We start from the raw sequence: 14,927 nt of genomic DNA, 5'->3' as shown, positions 1-14,927 counted from the left end.
AGAATGTTCAATCGATATTAATTCTCAAACCTTACTCTGTCATACAATGTGATCAATTTCTTATACGTATTGTCGTCGACATTTTTTGTTCCACATTCTATATCATTGATCTCACTGCTTAGTAATTCGACAGCATATTCCTGATTCAGTAATACGTTTAATAATAGCTTTTTCTCTTCTTCATTAAAACGATTTTCGATGACGCTCATTCAACATCAGGCCCCCTGTTTCATATATGCTTTTATATTGATTAGCAGGCGTTTGAATGTCTGCTTCCTCTCTATACTGCTAGAATAAGGAACTAGAATCGAATCGTCAACCGCACGTTTCGACAACGTTTGGAGAAAAATGACGGAATTTATTTTGTGTATCGATTGGCGTAGCAAAATGCTGCGTATGAGTCGGGTTTTATTTTTGCTTCAATTCCCATGGCTGTGATCATTCCGGTCATTTCCTGGATCAGCTCTTTTGTACTTCCTTTTTTGCCAATATCTAGATGGACTTCAAAACGAAGGTCTGCCCCTTCCTCAGCAAACGGAAGAAGCAAATCCATCAGTTCTGTTAAAGGTCCCTCAAGGATGTCTGCACATACCTTTTGGCTAAACGCTGTCTCTAATGAAATTTTTTCTCTAAGACTTTGTACAGGCCGATTCAACACTTGCTGCGTGAGACAGCCCCAAGCTCCTTTGCCGATCCGGTGAAGATGAATGGCAGTCATAAATGTTGTGACATTCTGATTGACCTGAGAGTCCGTACCAATTGATAGTACATAAACAGATCTCGGGTCTTTTTGAATAAAGTCTTTCATTCTCATGACAACATCAGAAAACGCTAAATGCTCTTCAGAAAGATTAAAGAAAAAAGAATCACTCACAGAAAGGAACTCCTTTTCAATGGTCTCTTATCCGAATATTGCACTGAATGATCATCTTCCATTTGCTTATCACCTATGAAGTGTATGCTTCCGCAATCAACGAAGGAATTCTTAGAAAAAACATTTCATACGATTCAGCTTAGGATTGTAGAAGCTCAAAAATCTCAATCGAAATCATATCAATGTTGTCAAATGGGAAAGTGTTTGGCTTATCCCCTTGTTGAAAAACAGTCAATTCAAACGTTTGATTCTTTTCGAAATACTTAACACTACAGATTTTCTCACCGTTCACTTCGAAATAACGCTGTGCCGGCTCGTTTGCAGCTTCTGCTGTCTCTTGAAGACTTTGCAGCCTTGTAATGATACCCATTAATTGTGACATTCTAAAAAAAGACTCCTTTCAAAAAAACAACTCAAGATGAACCCGTATTGATTATACACAAGTCCTACAAAGCATCATACCATAAAGTGTTCTCAGATGATATTTTTCCTCTTGAATTCAAAAAAAGAAAAAGAATCTGTTTTTTTATTTTGAGTCTTTTTTCTTATCTCATGCATCTTGTTTTTTTAAACCGGCCGATCTCATCAGGCGTTTCGCAATTTCGTCAAAATCTTCTTTTGAAATACCTGGAGCAAACTCTTCCGGCAAATCTCTATAATCTGGCACGGGTGCACCTTTTGGTGTGCCCTCAATAACTGTCAGCGGCTTTCCATCAATTGGATGGTTTCCTTTCCAAATTTGATTGATATCCTTATAATCCGTGTCACTAAATGTATACAGCTTTGTATGAACATTTTGATCTTCAAACTTTCTTGCAGAATCAAAGTATTTATTGTCGAGATTTGGAATCGGCAGCATCTTCCCAACATCTACTCCTGTCGCTACCTCAAGGGCTTTTGCATACGCCACAACATGTACGCCGCCTCTGACAAGTAAATAACCGATCATTTCTCTTGCCGTAGGGTGATCCGTCATTTCATATACGCGCATTTTATGCGTACGAGCTCCGCACTCTAGGAAGAAGTTATGAAGAAGATCCAGAATCAGATTACCACTTGAGAACACATTCTCACCTGTCCACGGCTTTGCCATGGAGTCAAACGGATAGCCTGTTTGTGCCGTTTGGATAAAATGCTGCGTATTTCGCTTATCTACAGCCGCTTTCATTGGGGTCGTATCTGGATCGCCCCCATGGGTGGTTCCCGTAATCATGAGATTGACTGCAGTTGTCACAAGCTCTACATGACCGAATTCTTCAGCTGTAATACTTGATACAAGATCATAAAATGGTTTGAGCTTTCGTTTCCCTCTAAAGTTAAACGATTGAAACATGTAGTTATTTAATGTGGACATTTCACCAAATTTTCCGCCGAGTAATTCTTGCACAGCCGCTGCACCATTTGCATCTGGGTGATCTGGCATTGGTAAATCAATCAGCAGCCGCTTGTCACGTTTGATCATGACTTTTCCCTCCTACTGTCTAACTATCATCATTTAAGGTGTATGGATGAATTGGGATGTCCTATGCATGAAGGGAATGATTGGCGCACAAAAAAAACTTGGCGGGGGTAGCGCCAAGTTTTTTGGATCTTGATCTGATAGAGGGGTTGGGGAACAGAGAGTAGCTTCTCTCTATAACTAAATGATAATGATTATCAGTTTCATTGTCAACCATTTTTTCTATCTTTTTTCTAATAAAAAAACAGCCATGACGGCTGCTTTTAAATTAATCCTTCCTGCTCATATAGATAAGCATACGGAAGATCTACAAACAAATACACGTCTCCCTCTAACGGATAAGAAAACGTACGTATTCGTTCTCCAGTTTCTAAATCACTGTAGATATCGCTGAAAAATCCTTTTCCGCTAATTCTCATTTGAAGAATATTCGCTAGAAAATAAGGGCGCCAGCTCCAGTTTTTCTCTATATACTCTGGCTGAAACAGCCATTCTTTCTCTTTCTTAAACACATTCCCAGTGATTTGAAACCCTTCTTCATTACACATATAAATGCGAAAGCTGCAATCGGTTAGTTCATGTGCCAGTTTTTGTATAAGTTCATCATTTGTGCTGCATGATTTTTTTAACGTACTGACGGCTTGATGTATTCGCTTATAAAAGGTTTCAGAATGTTCATAGACAGCTTGGAGTTTCTTTTTCTCATGGGCAATGAATTGCTGAAATTCTTCTTTAAGCTGTTCTTTTCGTTTGTTCCGGTCAATTAATTGTGCCGCAGGCTCGTGAAGGTAGAAGCCTTGAAAATATCTTCCGCCATTTCTCCATGCATATTGCAGCTGAAAATTCGCTTCAATGTCTTCATAGATTAAAGCCGCTCCTATTTTTCTTGCAAGAAGTGAAATGCTGTATAACACATATTCATAGGAAGGAGATGGAGACGAAGCTCTTAAAGCCTGTAGATCTATTTTTAATAGATCAGGTGAAAGCAGAGCAATCCGGTCAAGATTGCTGCTTTCTTTTCCTATATTAGATACGGCGATTTTGATCCCATATGTACGATAATACGTTAACGTATGGTAAAGCTGTTCAATGTCGCCGCTAAACGTATGTTCAGTAATTTCAATGACAAACCGGCTAAGCTGAATACCCTTTGCTTCATATTCTTTTAAAAGTTCTAAAAAACTTTCGCCATGATCAAGCATGAGGACATTCGCATCATGATTAATAAAGATGAGCAAATCTTCATCTGCGGTTGTGAAGAGATCAAGCGCTTGACTTAATACTTTGTGATCTACTTCCAATTTATATTCGTCAGGAATAGATGAATCCGTAAAGAAGGAGCCTAGACTAACTGTTCCCGACTCAAGCTTCATTCTTCCAAGAATCTCATAGCCTATCACTTTTTGTTCCTCCGCACTGAAGATCGCTTGATAGTGCGGGAAAACATCTTCAATATTCGTTAAAATATCCAATGGATCGACCATTTTCATCACCTGCTTCTCTCTTTGTGTGATTATACCATATCAAAAGCAGGTCTTACACGGTCATTCAAAATGGTGATTGGTTGAGCCATTGCCCCCCATCCATCGTGATACAATCTCCATTAATATAAGATGCATGCTCAGATAATAAGAAACTCGCAAGTTCTGCAATTTCTTCTGGTGTGCCAAGTCTACCGAGCGGAACACTATCTAATGTTCTTTGGGCAGCCTCTTCAGATTCCCACAGTTTATCAGCACCACCTGTTCTTTCAATGGGCCCCGGCGCAATGGCATTTACGCGAATGCGATATTGCTTTCCCCATTCGACTGCAAGCGTTCGGGTAAGTGATAGTACGCCTGCTTTTGCGGCTGCTGAATGCGCTACACCAACACCAGCCCCCCATGCATATGTGGCGACCATGTTGATCATACTTCCGCTTTTCTTTTGACGAATCCAATAGTTGCCCACTGCATGGCTGCAAAAAAAGGTGCCATTTAGCACAATATCAATGACCGCTTTCCAGCCGTTAGGAGACAGTTTTTCTGCTGGAACTAAAAAGTTGCCTGCTGCGTTATTGATGAGTGCATCCACATCACCAAATGTATCTACTGCAAACTTCACCATTTGATCAGCATCTTCTGGATGTCGCACGTCCATTTGAAAATAAGCGATCGAACCACCTTGCTGTTTGATTTCATTTGCCGTTGTTTCAAGGGTCTCTTCTGTTCTTCCAGTAATCAAAACATTCCAGCCCCCGAGTGCCAAATGAGTCGCCATCGCCTTTCCCATTCCGCTTGATCCCCCTGTGACAATCACTGTTTGCTTCGTCATTTGTTCTCCCCCTTTGTGTGTTTTGAATGACTATTCATTCATTATCCATCTATCATATCATGATTTCCCCTCCATACACCATATGGGAGATTCATCAAAAATCATGCTATACTTAATTTTATTTTTAAAGGAGTCTTATATGAAGCAACTTTCCCGTAGGCAATTTTTAAAAGGAGCAGCTGGTGCGAGTATTCTCGGACTTTTGGCGACCACATCCGGTTATGGCTATGCTCGGTACATTGAGCCGCGCATGATCGACACCGTATCACTCACCATTCATGATGCTCAGCTACCGGCTTCTTTTGACCAGTTTAAAATTGCGCAATTTAGTGATGTTCATTTAAGTGATACATTTTCGGCAAAAGATTTAGAGACTGTTGTCCAAAAGATCAACGCTGCATCTCCCGATCTCATTGTGTTTACAGGTGATCTTGTTGATTTTGAATCATCGATTGAAGAACATGAAAAAGCCAAAGCCTCTTTGTCTAAGCTTGATGCTCCGTTTGGAAAGTTTGCCATATGCGGAAATCATGACTACGGACCATTTGGCATTGATCTATATGAGGAAACGATGAAAGCTTGTGGTTTTACATTATGTAAAAATGAAGTGTTTCACTTAGAAAAAGAAGGCGGACGCATACAGATCGCTACACTGGATGATCTCATGATGAGTATGCCTGATTACCATTTCATCAAACGAGAAGTCTCTTCTGATCTCTTTACGTTATTGCTTGTGCATGAGCCTGATGCGGCACTAGAGCTTGAAACAACACCTATTAACTTGCAGCTTTCTGGGCATACGCATGGTGGTCAAATACAGCTTCCTTTCTATGGACCGATTCTCACAGCACCTTTTGGGCGTACATATGTCGAAGGCTTATACGGTAGCTATCAGCACCGTATCTATGTCAACCGCGGGCTTGGGACAACTAGACTGCCGCTTCGGTTTTTAGCCAAACCTGAAATCACTTTTTTCACCTTAACATCTCACGTGTAAAGAGAAGCCAAATCACCTTTTCCTGCATATGTATAAACAAAGATCATTCTCATGACAAATGTTAGGAGAAACCTTATCGGTCCTGATCCCGTCCATATAGTATATGTGAGGCGGGGATCATGGCTTCTTTTATTTGAGTAAAAGGAGTGTGCTTTCGTGCTGCGATACACGGTAAAAAGTGGAGAAACACTTGCTTCTATAGCACTTGATTTTCGAACAACGACAGATGCTTTAAAGGCTGCAAATCCGTCACTTCAAACCCGCGAGCCAGAACAAAATGAAGTCATCATCATCCCTGGGTTACCGGATCCTAACACGATCCCTTACCGCATATCTGTGTCAATTTCAGCGAAACGTCTCGTACTGTTTTCTGGATCACAGCTCTTGCGCTCATACCCGATCGCAACTGGCAGAATATTAAACATGACACCGACAGGTTCTTATTATATTGTCAACAGACAGCCAAACCCAGGAGGTCCCTTTGGCGCCTATTGGCTGAGCCTTTCAAAAGTTCATTACGGCATCCATGGAACGAATAACCCGTCTTCAATTGGTAAAGCTGTGTCTAGAGGGTGCATTCGCATGTACAATCAGAATGTCATCGAACTTGCTTCAATAGTTCCAAATGGAACACCTGTGACCATTAGCCAGTAGGAGAAATCAATTGTACGAATGGTTAAAATTTTATATGATAGAAAGTGGGATCTTCAGGTTAAGGAGCGTATTTATGGATATTTTTAAAAACAGAAATTTTGTTCGTCTCTTTTTTGCAGCACTTGCCTCGCAAATGGGGACAACAGTAGGCAATATGGCGTTTGCCTTTTATTTGCTCGATCATTTTAGTCATCAGCCCGCTTACGCCACTTTAGCAGAGCTAATGTATTCACTGCCTACGATCTTTGTCTTTTTTATGGTCGGTGTGGTCGCAGACCGTTTTGATCGTAAAAAAGTCGCAGAGAATTGTGATTGGATACGAGCTGGGCTGACGATCGTTTTATTTATCGTCATTTATTTTAATTCACTGCCGCTTATTTTCTTGATCTTGTTTATACGAAGTGCCATTACGAAGTTCTTCTATCCAGCTGAAGCCTCTCTCGTTCAGGCCATTTTAAATAAAGATCAATATGCAAAAGCGGCTGGTTTAAATCAAATGCTGTTTAGTTTATTTATGGTATTTGGTGTTGGAATTGGTGCCATTATGTATAAAACGATTGGACTTCACGGTGCCATTACCATTGATTTGGTCAGTTTTATTATTTCCGGTATTCTCATTCGATCATGCAATATTCCAATTGAAGCACGACAGCCAAATGGACAAGCAGGCTGGAAGGGCATGACCGTTAAAACGTCTCTAAAAGATTTTAAAGAAGGCATTCTCTATATTTTAAAAAATAAATTATTGGCTTCTTTAATTTTCGGCTTTTTTGTTTTCGGTCTTGTGAATGGCGCATTTGCCGTTCTTCCGATGTTTACAATGAAATACGGTCTTTCACCGGACCATTTTGAACTGCATACATCCTTTTTTACGATCGCGATCGGTGCCGGACTTCTAGTTGGAAGCTTACTTGGCTCTATTCTTGCGAAAAAGGTAAAAATGCAATATCTCATGTCGATTCCAATTCTAGTTGCAGGTATTTTAATTTTTGTCCTTGGTTCTACCCATACATTATGGTTATTTTATGTCACATCATTTGTCATTGGTACATGTATTGGTCCAGTCAACATTGTCATTGGAGGCTGGCTCCCAAGAATTGTTCACCCTCGTCTGATGGGACGCGTATCAGGGTGGGTTGATCCGCTCACCATGTTTGCACAATCAATGACACTAGGTTTAATTGCCGTGTTATTTCCAAAGCTCATCACCAATGTTTCTTACATTTATTACGGAATGGGTATTATTATTTTACTCGTTTTCCTTTTTTACTTCATTACACTGCCAAAGTTCAGCAGAGAAGCTGCTGACTTAGATGTACAGCATGAATTAAAAGGTCAGGGAGTACAATAGATGAAGCAAAAAGGGCTAAAATAATGTTTATTTTAGCCCTTTTTCTTCTTTTCAGCGTGAAGAAAACCTTTGCAGTCTAGGAAGGACGAGTACTGGCGCGGAGCGAATTTCACATTCGTGAGCACCAGCACGCAGGACTGACAAAGAATGCGAGGGTTTGTCTACACGCTGAGGACTTTCTTCTATAGAAAGTCCTTTTTTCATGGCAGTAACATAAACGACGATTATTTTTTCTGCTCATCGAAATGATTTGAAGCAAAATGAACGATTCTATCGACTGTATAAATGCTGATAAATAAGATGATAAAAAGAAGAAAAGGATGAATCGGCCGATCATCTATCATATACACAATGCCTCCAACCACAAAAGCGACCAATAAAGGCGTTAAAATATCTTTCAATCTAAACCGTCCTTTCTGTTCTCATTGACTTTGATCTTCTTATCTTACAATCAATTTCCTTTTTATGAAATAAAAGGAATGTTTATAAATGCAACATTTTTAATAAAAATTCTTTACAATATTGGAAGTTTTATAGTAATATAGTCAGGTTGGAGGTGAGGGGTATGCTAAAAAGCTATTATTTTATTCATACAAAAAATGATCAAGGACAATACGTTGTACATACAGAAGACTGCGCATTTTTAGGTGATGCAGCAAGTCGTACGTTGATTGGTCTGCACATGAACAGTGAAAGCGCCATGGATGAAGCCAAAAAAATGACGAGTGAAACTGATTTTAACGGCTGTTTTTACTGTGCTTATTCTAGCCATACGAAATAGTCCATGATCTTAAGCCATATGTTCGACAATGATTGTCTTGCATATGGTAGATTTTATCCGGCAATCCCGTTCTCATATAAGTCATTAACTACCCATTTATTTTAAAATAGGTAGTTATCTATGTTTAATAGTTCACTTTATATACATTTCACACATTCAATTTACCTTATCATCTATCCAATGAACCCAATTTCTTCTTTTCCCCTCTTATTTTAGGCTGGTATAATGCCATGAATAATATCATGTATACAATACACGCTGTCCCTATCCACTGGAAAAGACCAAATGGCTCTTTTAACCAGAAAACAGTGGTTATCACTGCTGCAAGGGGTTCGACACTTCCAATTAAGCTTGAGTCCTTCGGAGATAAATACTTCAAACTTTCGATGTAAAACCAAAAAGCGACCATCGTTCCAAATACAATGACAAATAATAAATAGATATACGCTTCAAAAGGTAATTGAGACAGATTCACCTTCCATGGAGGATAGACCAAGCTAAGGGCAGCTCCCCCTATAAGCATCGCCCAGCCAACAACAACAAGTGAATCGAATTGTTTTAACAGGTTGATTGGATATAACGTATAAAAGGACAATGCCACGGCTGATAGTATTCCCCAAAATACCGCGACAGCTGGAACAGTTAATGTGGAAACGGAACCATTCGTCAATAAGAGAAACATGCCAACCAAAGCCAATGCGACCGTCAACATATCTCTTTTTGTAAAAGTGGATTGCCGGCGAAATACTAGATACACGATAATCATGACAGGTGCTGTATACTGTAGCAATGTAGCTACCGCAGCATTCCCATGATGAATGGACACCATATAAGTATATTGAACAGCTAACATGCCCATTAGTCCAAATATCAGCACTTGAATGGCCGTACTCTTCATTTTCAACACGCCAATCAATTGCGTGCGTTCTTTCGTCATGTAATGAACAAATAAAAGCAACCCGCCTGAAATGAGCAGCCTGACAGTGACCAGCCAATGGACGTCAATTCCATATTGCTGAAACAATTTTTGTGAAACGGTTCCTCCTACTCCCCAACAGATAGCTCCTATCAGTACAAGAAAGATTCCCTTTCTCCTCTTCATTTTTATTCTCCTCAATTCTAAAAAAATCATGATAATATAGTTGATAGTAGTTCAATTTTTTACATATTGATATATCAATTGAACATAAAAATAAAAGAATATTGAGGAGAACCATGCACAATCATCATTTTCTTATTGACAACAATCTGAAAGAATTAACGGAGCATTCTACCACCACATGGCCTATTGCTCTATATCATACAAAGATTCGTGATCATATGAGCGGATATATCCCTCTTCATTGGCACGACGAATTTCAATTCGTCTTTATTTTGGAGGGAGAGGCTGAGTTTCACATTAACGAGAAGATATTGAACATTCAGCAAGGAGATGGTGTATTCATCAACAGTGGCTGATTACACATGGCAAAGGATGCAAATGGGACGACATGTACTTATATTTGTTTAAACGTTTCACCTCACTTCATCACAGCCAATGAGTTATTCACCACGTTCGTTCATCCATATATGCATGCGAGTCAAACACCTTTTATTTTATTCAACCGAAAAGACGGATGGCCAAACCGAATCTATCAATGTATACAAATCATTCAACGATTAATCGAACAAACTCCGGCATATTATGAACTCGAACTTAATATTCAGCTCATCACGATTTGGAAATGCCTTTTACAAAATCGTTTTCAACTGACATATGATGCTCGTAAGCACGATAGAAATGAACGTATGAAACATATGCTGAATTGGATTCATGAACATTATCATGAAAAGGTTCTTCTTCAAGATATCGCTCGTGAAGGACAATTAAGCCGCTCTGAATGCTGTAGATATTTCAATGATATTTTAAAGAAATCTCCTATACATTATGTGAATGAATATCGAATTCAACAAAGCCTCATTTTGCTTCAAAAGACGGACTTAAACATAACAGAAATCGCCTACCAAGTTGGCTTCAGCAGCACTAGCTATTTTATTAGTATTTTTAAAAGAGTAAAAAATACAACACCTTTATCATATAGAAAATCAAAGGCATCGTTTACATCCAACTGAAACGCCTAGTTGGAAAGGATACCGGATAAATGATGGTGCTCTTGCTAAGAAGGATTCATTCATTGTTCTTCTTCACGTTTCAGAATCATCATGAATGGCTATTGTAAATAAGAGTGATGAAAATCTAATGGTTTTTACAATAAGTCTATTTGCAATTTACTAATAAAAACGTATAATTTATACTAAGCACAGGAAGACGAAAGACAAAGGAGAGAAAAAATGGACGATTATGCTCATACTAAAGACATAGAACCTACAGCAGAAAACATCGCAAAAGCCATTTATACTGTTAACCGCCATGCTAAAACCGCACCAAATCCCAAGTTTCTTTATCTTTTGAAAAAACGTGCGCTGCAAAAACTATTGCAAGAAGGTAAAGGAAGAAAAGTGGGCCTACATTTCTCTAACAATCCCAGATATAGTCAACAACAGTCCGACGTGCTGATTGAAATCGGAGATTATTATTTTCATCTGCCACCAACCAAAGAAGACTTCGAATTTTTGCCACACTTAGGAAATTTAAATCAATCATATCGCAATCCGAAAGCGAATATGTCATTAAATCGAGCAAAACAAATACTTCAAACGTATGTCGGTTTAAAAGAAAAACCTGCCGCCACAAAACAAAAATCACATTATACAAAACCCGTCTTCAAACGGCTCGGGGAAAGTTATTTTTAAACAGAAAAAACCACTCAATGAGAGTGGTTTTTCTGTTTATGGACAAAGGGCTAAAATGTTGTTTATTTTAGCTCTTTGTCTTCTTTTCAGCGTGATAGAAAACCTTTGCAGCTCTAGGAAGGACGAGTACTGGCGCGGAGCGAATTTGACATTCGTGAGCACCAGCACGCAGGACTGACAAAGAATGCGAGGGTTTGTCTACACGCTGAAAAACCACTCGAAGCGAGTGGTTTTTTCTTTAGATAATAAAATGATCTACTTTTTCAATCAACTGATGAATTTCTGGTTTACTAATTTGATCATCTGCACCGATGGTTTCCCCTTTATGACGCAGATCGTCCGTAATTAATGAAGAGAAAATGAGAATTGGAATGGACTGTGTTAAAGGATTGTCCTTCAGCAGCTTTGTTAATCGATGTCCATCCATTTTTGGCATTTCTATATCCGTAATAATCATATCAATTTCTTCTGTCACACTAATGCCTTTACTGACAAGATCCATGACATGGTCATATGCTTGTTTCCCATCTTCAAAGGTTACAATGTTTTTATAGCCTGCCTCGGTTAATTCATTTGTTAATAAGCGCATGAGAAGCGGAGAATCTTCAACAACATACAGCTTCTTCCCTGTTCTTCTCTCGTCTTTCTCACCGTCAAACATATGATATGTGTCTACACCAGATGCGGATTCAATATCATAGATGATTTTTTCGTAATCTGGAAGGAAAATCATTTTCTCGTCAAGCTTGATGATCCCTGTTAAATGACGATCCATTCCTTGATTGAGTGCAGTTGGTTTTTCAATCTCTTCCCAGCTGACGCGGTGAATTTGTGATACCGTTCCTGTATGGAACACAAATTTCCGTTGGTTGAATTCAGTCACAATGTATTTCTCTTGTTCTGACTGATCTGACTCGACATTAAAAAAGGAAAATAGATTGATGACTGGTAAAATCTCGCCTCGTAAACTAATCATCCCTTCTACATCTTGGTGAGAGTGCGGTACAACTGTCACCTCAACTGGCTGAATAATTTCTCTTACTTTCATGACGTTAATGCCGAATTGATTTGAACCAATTTCAAACTTCACAATTTCCAATTCATTAGTACCAGAGTCAAGTAAAATTTCTTGTTTGTTTAAAGCCACGGAAATCCCTCTATTCTTCAATATAAGATTGTACTTTTTATATCGGCAGCATGGGTAAAAAGTTGACGTTTCTTTACGCTTTCTCTCGCACGAATTGATGAATCACAAGTCCTATGGCTGCAAGGATGAGCAAAGACCCTAATGCAAGACGGCTTGCGAGATTCCCATGTGCTGCAAATAGCAGTGTGACGGAGCCATAAATGATGGGACCGACGATTGAAGACACCTTTCCCGAAAACGCAAAGAGACCAAAAAATTGTCCTCGTTTTTCTTTAGGCGTCAGCTCAATAATGAGGATTCGTGATGATCCCCAGCTCGCGCCAAGTGAAATTCCAAATAAACTGCCTGCTACCCAGAAGACCCATTCAGTTGTCGCTGTCACAGCTAGAATGAGCGCCACAATTAAAATGACATACACGACTGTAATCGAGCGCTTTGCCCCGATGGCCTTTGTGACATATCCGAATAGAAACGAGCCAATGATACTTGAAATCGTGGACACAAGATAAAGCAAAATAAATTGACCTGCCGTAAAACCAATGATAATTTTTGCATAAACAGCCATCATCGCAATCGCTGTCTGCAACGCATCATTCATAAAAAAGAAAGCGATCATAAAAATAAAGGCCGGTTTGTACTGCTTCATCTCTTTAAATGTACGAATAATCTCTTTATACCCGCTGAAAAAAGACGACTTTTTCTCTTGCTGCGGCAGAGGGTGGGGATCTTTTATAATAAAGAGAAAGGGCAGAAAAAAGAGAAAGAATAAAAGGGCTGTCGGAATAAATGCTTCATGAAACTGGTCATTTCCTACAAGTAAATAAACAGAAAGGCCAACAAGTGTACCTAAATAACCGACAGCAATACCGAATCCAGAAATGAGGGGGATTTCATCCTTTGTCCCAAGATCGGGCAAAATGGTGTCATAAAAAACAAGACTAGAGTGATAGAAAAATTTGGCGATGACGAACAAGGTAACCACCACCAATAAGGAGACAGGAAGACCAAACCATTCGCTTGAGAAATCAATCCCAGCAAAGATCCCCATCATAAAGGTACAGGCAATACAAATCAGGGTAAACACCGTGATATACCGCTTCTTTTTCCCTGTACGATCAATCAGCACACCATATAAAGGCGTAAAAATGACGAGGAAAAAGCTTGCAAGTGCGTTCGCATAAGAAATAAATGTACTGGCGATTTGATCCATCCTCGCACTGTCACCTATCGTCTCCTGTAAGTAAAATGGGAAGAAAATGGTGATCATATTCGATGAAAATATCGTATTTGCAAAATCATACAATGCCCAGGCCAAAACAGGTGCTGTGAAAAAGAGCCCGAAGCTTACCCCTTTTTTCTGAACGGTCATTTTCCCTCTTTTCAATAGATTGACTCCCTTCTCTGCTTTATTTTCACTATCATTCTACTTTATGTGACGTTTCCCTCTTCCATACAAGCAATCTATACAAAAAGCACCCCTTACTATATAGCAGAGGTGCTTCTTTTCATTATTTCTTTACGACAATGGTACTTGCAATCAAGTCGTGAAGTGCTTGTTTTTTTTCTGTGAAAAACGCAATGATGTAGCCAATGAATAAGATTGGAGACAAAAAGCCTTTTGCAAAAAAGCGGCCTGTCGCGCGCCCGAATGTTATTTTTCCACCCGTTACTTTTGTCACTTTGATGCCAAGAGCCATCTTGCCAAGAGTTCCTTGCAACTTTGATGATTCCATGATCGCATAATAAAGCCAAGTCACCGCGATACCGATTAAGGTCGTTACGCCATAGAAAAAGAGAAGGCCCACAATGACTGCCCATTCTTCATCCGTGATCACCGTTGAAGAATAGTAATAGCTATCATCATACATTAAAAATGCCGCCTCAGGGCTTGAGACAAAAAAGAGTGTTGCGAGAATAAATACAATGATTGAAAATGGTACACTAATAATGACACCGTCTAAAAGATGAGCAAGAAAACGGTAACCTACTCCAGCTAGTTCAGGATGTTTTTCTTCTTGAATAGGTGCTTCTGACATGTTTGTTTCCATCCTATTTCTCCTTTATTATGTATGTTTTCTATAAATTTCTTATAATCATTCGTTATTATATCTTATGAATATCGCAAGATCAATGGAGCTTTACATTTTTACATGAATTTTAGATCATTTTTCAATGATGATTTATGTGAATAAATACTGAAAATTCACGAAAATTATGGCACATCTAGTTCTTTCAACGCCTGATTTTTTAACATTTTGTGATATTTTCCTCTCATTTCGATTCTTCTGTTGACAATCACGTTTCACATGGTACAATAGTCAAGGATTTTTTAAAGAAAGGTGTTCATGATGGGAACTGTCGTACTATTAAAGAACAACGAAATGACTGTGATTGAAGATATTTGCGAAGCTGATTTTTTAGATATGAAACATGGTTTATCAAATGAAGATGCTGCTTATATCTCTTGGTATGAAGATTACGATACTGCTTATGGATATTGATTTCATTTCATAGATGAAGCGTAAAAAAAGGCGATACAACCTTCAAAGAGGTGGTAT

Annotated in this window: 17 protein-coding genes and 1 pseudogene; 7 read left to right on the top strand and 11 right to left on the bottom strand. The window is 39.0% G+C overall.

Annotated features, from left to right (window positions below; translation table 11 throughout):
* Positions 1–17: 17 nt before the first annotated feature.
* From abbA to fadH, 6 genes are all read right to left on the bottom strand, one after another.
* On the bottom strand, positions 18–209 hold the full coding sequence (gene abbA / locus ES896_RS11480) for an antirepressor AbbA (RefSeq protein WP_008347999.1): 192 nt from the start codon (positions 207–209) through the stop codon (positions 18–20).
* Positions 210–358: 149 nt separating this feature from the next.
* Positions 359–874, bottom strand: coding sequence for a ribonuclease H-like YkuK family protein (locus tag ES896_RS11475; RefSeq protein WP_008348001.1), 516 nt, complete (start codon positions 872–874; stop codon positions 359–361).
* 139 nt (positions 875–1,013) lie between these two features.
* Positions 1,014–1,256: a YkuJ family protein gene (locus tag ES896_RS11470; RefSeq protein ID WP_003212254.1), complete on the bottom strand. Its 243-nt coding sequence runs from the start codon at positions 1,254–1,256 to the stop codon at positions 1,014–1,016.
* Positions 1,257–1,424: 168 nt separating this feature from the next.
* Positions 1,425–2,336, bottom strand: coding sequence for a manganese catalase family protein (locus tag ES896_RS11465; RefSeq protein WP_135226820.1), 912 nt, complete (start codon positions 2,334–2,336; stop codon positions 1,425–1,427).
* A gap of 260 nt (positions 2,337–2,596) precedes the next feature.
* A complete protein-coding gene (locus ES896_RS11460) occupies positions 2,597–3,817 on the bottom strand; it encodes an EAL domain-containing protein (protein ID WP_076822023.1) in 1,221 nt (406 codons plus the stop codon).
* A 64-nt stretch (positions 3,818–3,881) separates the two neighbouring features.
* Entirely contained in the window at positions 3,882–4,646 is a 765-nt protein-coding gene (gene fadH, locus ES896_RS11455; RefSeq protein WP_007498678.1) for a 2,4-dienoyl-CoA reductase, read from the bottom strand.
* Positions 4,647–4,785: 139 nt separating this feature from the next.
* Here fadH and ES896_RS11450 point away from each other — a divergent pair, with 139 nt between their 5' ends.
* The 3 genes from ES896_RS11450 (at position 4,786) to ES896_RS11440 (ending at position 7,648) form a co-directional block, all read left to right on the top strand.
* Positions 4,786–5,643, top strand: a complete 858-nt coding sequence (locus ES896_RS11450) for a metallophosphoesterase (protein ID WP_039963342.1) — start codon at positions 4,786–4,788, stop codon at positions 5,641–5,643.
* A gap of 156 nt (positions 5,644–5,799) precedes the next feature.
* Positions 5,800–6,297, top strand: a complete 498-nt coding sequence (locus ES896_RS11445; RefSeq protein WP_019743906.1) for a L,D-transpeptidase family protein — start codon at positions 5,800–5,802, stop codon at positions 6,295–6,297.
* 73 nt (positions 6,298–6,370) lie between these two features.
* Complete coding sequence (locus ES896_RS11440; RefSeq protein WP_046343422.1) at positions 6,371–7,648, top strand: MFS transporter; 1,278 nt, start codon at positions 6,371–6,373, stop codon at positions 7,646–7,648.
* 224 nt (positions 7,649–7,872) lie between these two features.
* Here ES896_RS11440 and ES896_RS20145 read toward each other — a convergent pair whose 3' ends face one another.
* Positions 7,873–8,049, bottom strand: coding sequence for a hypothetical protein (locus ES896_RS20145; RefSeq protein ID WP_164071367.1), 177 nt, complete (start codon positions 8,047–8,049; stop codon positions 7,873–7,875).
* Between the two features lie 164 nt (positions 8,050–8,213).
* Between ES896_RS20145 and ES896_RS11430 the strand changes: the two genes are divergently transcribed.
* The gene (locus tag ES896_RS11430; protein ID WP_008348016.1) at positions 8,214–8,429 is read left to right on the top strand and encodes a hypothetical protein; all 216 of its coding nucleotides are present in this window, start codon (positions 8,214–8,216) and stop codon (positions 8,427–8,429) included.
* Positions 8,430–8,598: 169 nt separating this feature from the next.
* Here ES896_RS11430 and ES896_RS11425 read toward each other — a convergent pair whose 3' ends face one another.
* Complete coding sequence (locus tag ES896_RS11425) at positions 8,599–9,531, bottom strand: DMT family transporter (protein WP_135226819.1); 933 nt, start codon at positions 9,529–9,531, stop codon at positions 8,599–8,601.
* Between the two features lie 113 nt (positions 9,532–9,644).
* On the opposite strand from ES896_RS11425, the pseudogene ES896_RS11420 reads away from it, so the two are divergent.
* Positions 9,645–10,541: pseudogene (locus ES896_RS11420) on the top strand (helix-turn-helix domain-containing protein).
* 219 nt (positions 10,542–10,760) lie between these two features.
* Entirely contained in the window at positions 10,761–11,222 is a 462-nt protein-coding gene (locus tag ES896_RS11415; protein WP_007498684.1) for a YkyB family protein, read from the top strand.
* 238 nt (positions 11,223–11,460) lie between these two features.
* Here the strand turns inward: ES896_RS11415 and ES896_RS11410 are convergent, their stop codons facing one another.
* The 3 genes from ES896_RS11410 to ES896_RS11400 all read right to left on the bottom strand — a co-directional run bounded on the left by ES896_RS11410 (position 11,461) and on the right by ES896_RS11400 (position 14,417).
* Complete coding sequence (locus ES896_RS11410; protein ID WP_008348035.1) at positions 11,461–12,369, bottom strand: chemotaxis protein; 909 nt, start codon at positions 12,367–12,369, stop codon at positions 11,461–11,463.
* A 73-nt stretch (positions 12,370–12,442) separates the two neighbouring features.
* A complete protein-coding gene (locus ES896_RS11405) occupies positions 12,443–13,753 on the bottom strand; it encodes an MFS transporter (protein ID WP_135226818.1) in 1,311 nt (436 codons plus the stop codon).
* Positions 13,754–13,877: 124 nt separating this feature from the next.
* Positions 13,878–14,417 (bottom strand): RDD family protein, encoded by a 540-nt coding sequence (locus ES896_RS11400; RefSeq protein WP_007498690.1) that lies wholly within the window; start codon positions 14,415–14,417, stop codon positions 13,878–13,880.
* Between the two features lie 300 nt (positions 14,418–14,717).
* Between ES896_RS11400 and ES896_RS20140 the strand changes: the two genes are divergently transcribed.
* The gene (locus ES896_RS20140; RefSeq protein ID WP_017367142.1) at positions 14,718–14,870 is read left to right on the top strand and encodes a hypothetical protein; all 153 of its coding nucleotides are present in this window, start codon (positions 14,718–14,720) and stop codon (positions 14,868–14,870) included.
* Positions 14,871–14,927 lie beyond the last annotated feature (57 nt).

Origin of the sequence: Bacillus sp. 005/A4HT-01/001, from assembly GCF_004634445.1 — a bacterium.
Classification (GTDB): domain Bacteria; phylum Bacillota; class Bacilli; order Bacillales; family Bacillaceae; genus Bacillus; species Bacillus altitudinis.
The sequence above is the reverse complement of the archived record's forward strand: the minus strand, read 5'-3'. Positions and strand labels throughout refer to the sequence as shown.

Excerpts from the sequence above, each read along its gene's own strand:
- ES896_RS11400 (WP_007498690.1), bottom strand. The coding sequence starts at position 14,417 with ATGGAAACAAACATGTCAGAAGCACCTATTCAAGAAGAAAAACATCCT.
- ES896_RS11450 (WP_039963342.1), top strand. The coding sequence starts at position 4,786 with ATGAAGCAACTTTCCCGTAGGCAATTTTTAAAAGGAGCAGCTGGTGCG.
- ES896_RS11415 (WP_007498684.1), top strand. The coding sequence starts at position 10,761 with ATGGACGATTATGCTCATACTAAAGACATAGAACCTACAGCAGAAAAC.
- ES896_RS11425 (WP_135226819.1), bottom strand. The coding sequence starts at position 9,531 with ATGAAGAGGAGAAAGGGAATCTTTCTTGTACTGATAGGAGCTATCTGT.
- ES896_RS11460 (WP_076822023.1), bottom strand. The coding sequence starts at position 3,817 with ATGGTCGATCCATTGGATATTTTAACGAATATTGAAGATGTTTTCCCG.
- ES896_RS11470 (WP_003212254.1), bottom strand. The coding sequence starts at position 1,256 with ATGTCACAATTAATGGGTATCATTACAAGGCTGCAAAGTCTTCAAGAG.
- ES896_RS11440 (WP_046343422.1), top strand. The coding sequence starts at position 6,371 with ATGGATATTTTTAAAAACAGAAATTTTGTTCGTCTCTTTTTTGCAGCA.
- ES896_RS11465 (WP_135226820.1), bottom strand. The coding sequence starts at position 2,336 with ATGATCAAACGTGACAAGCGGCTGCTGATTGATTTACCAATGCCAGAT.
- abbA (WP_008347999.1), bottom strand. The coding sequence starts at position 209 with ATGAGCGTCATCGAAAATCGTTTTAATGAAGAAGAGAAAAAGCTATTA.
- ES896_RS11430 (WP_008348016.1), top strand. The coding sequence starts at position 8,214 with ATGCTAAAAAGCTATTATTTTATTCATACAAAAAATGATCAAGGACAA.
- ES896_RS20140 (WP_017367142.1), top strand. The coding sequence starts at position 14,718 with ATGGGAACTGTCGTACTATTAAAGAACAACGAAATGACTGTGATTGAA.
- fadH (WP_007498678.1), bottom strand. The coding sequence starts at position 4,646 with ATGACGAAGCAAACAGTGATTGTCACAGGGGGATCAAGCGGAATGGGA.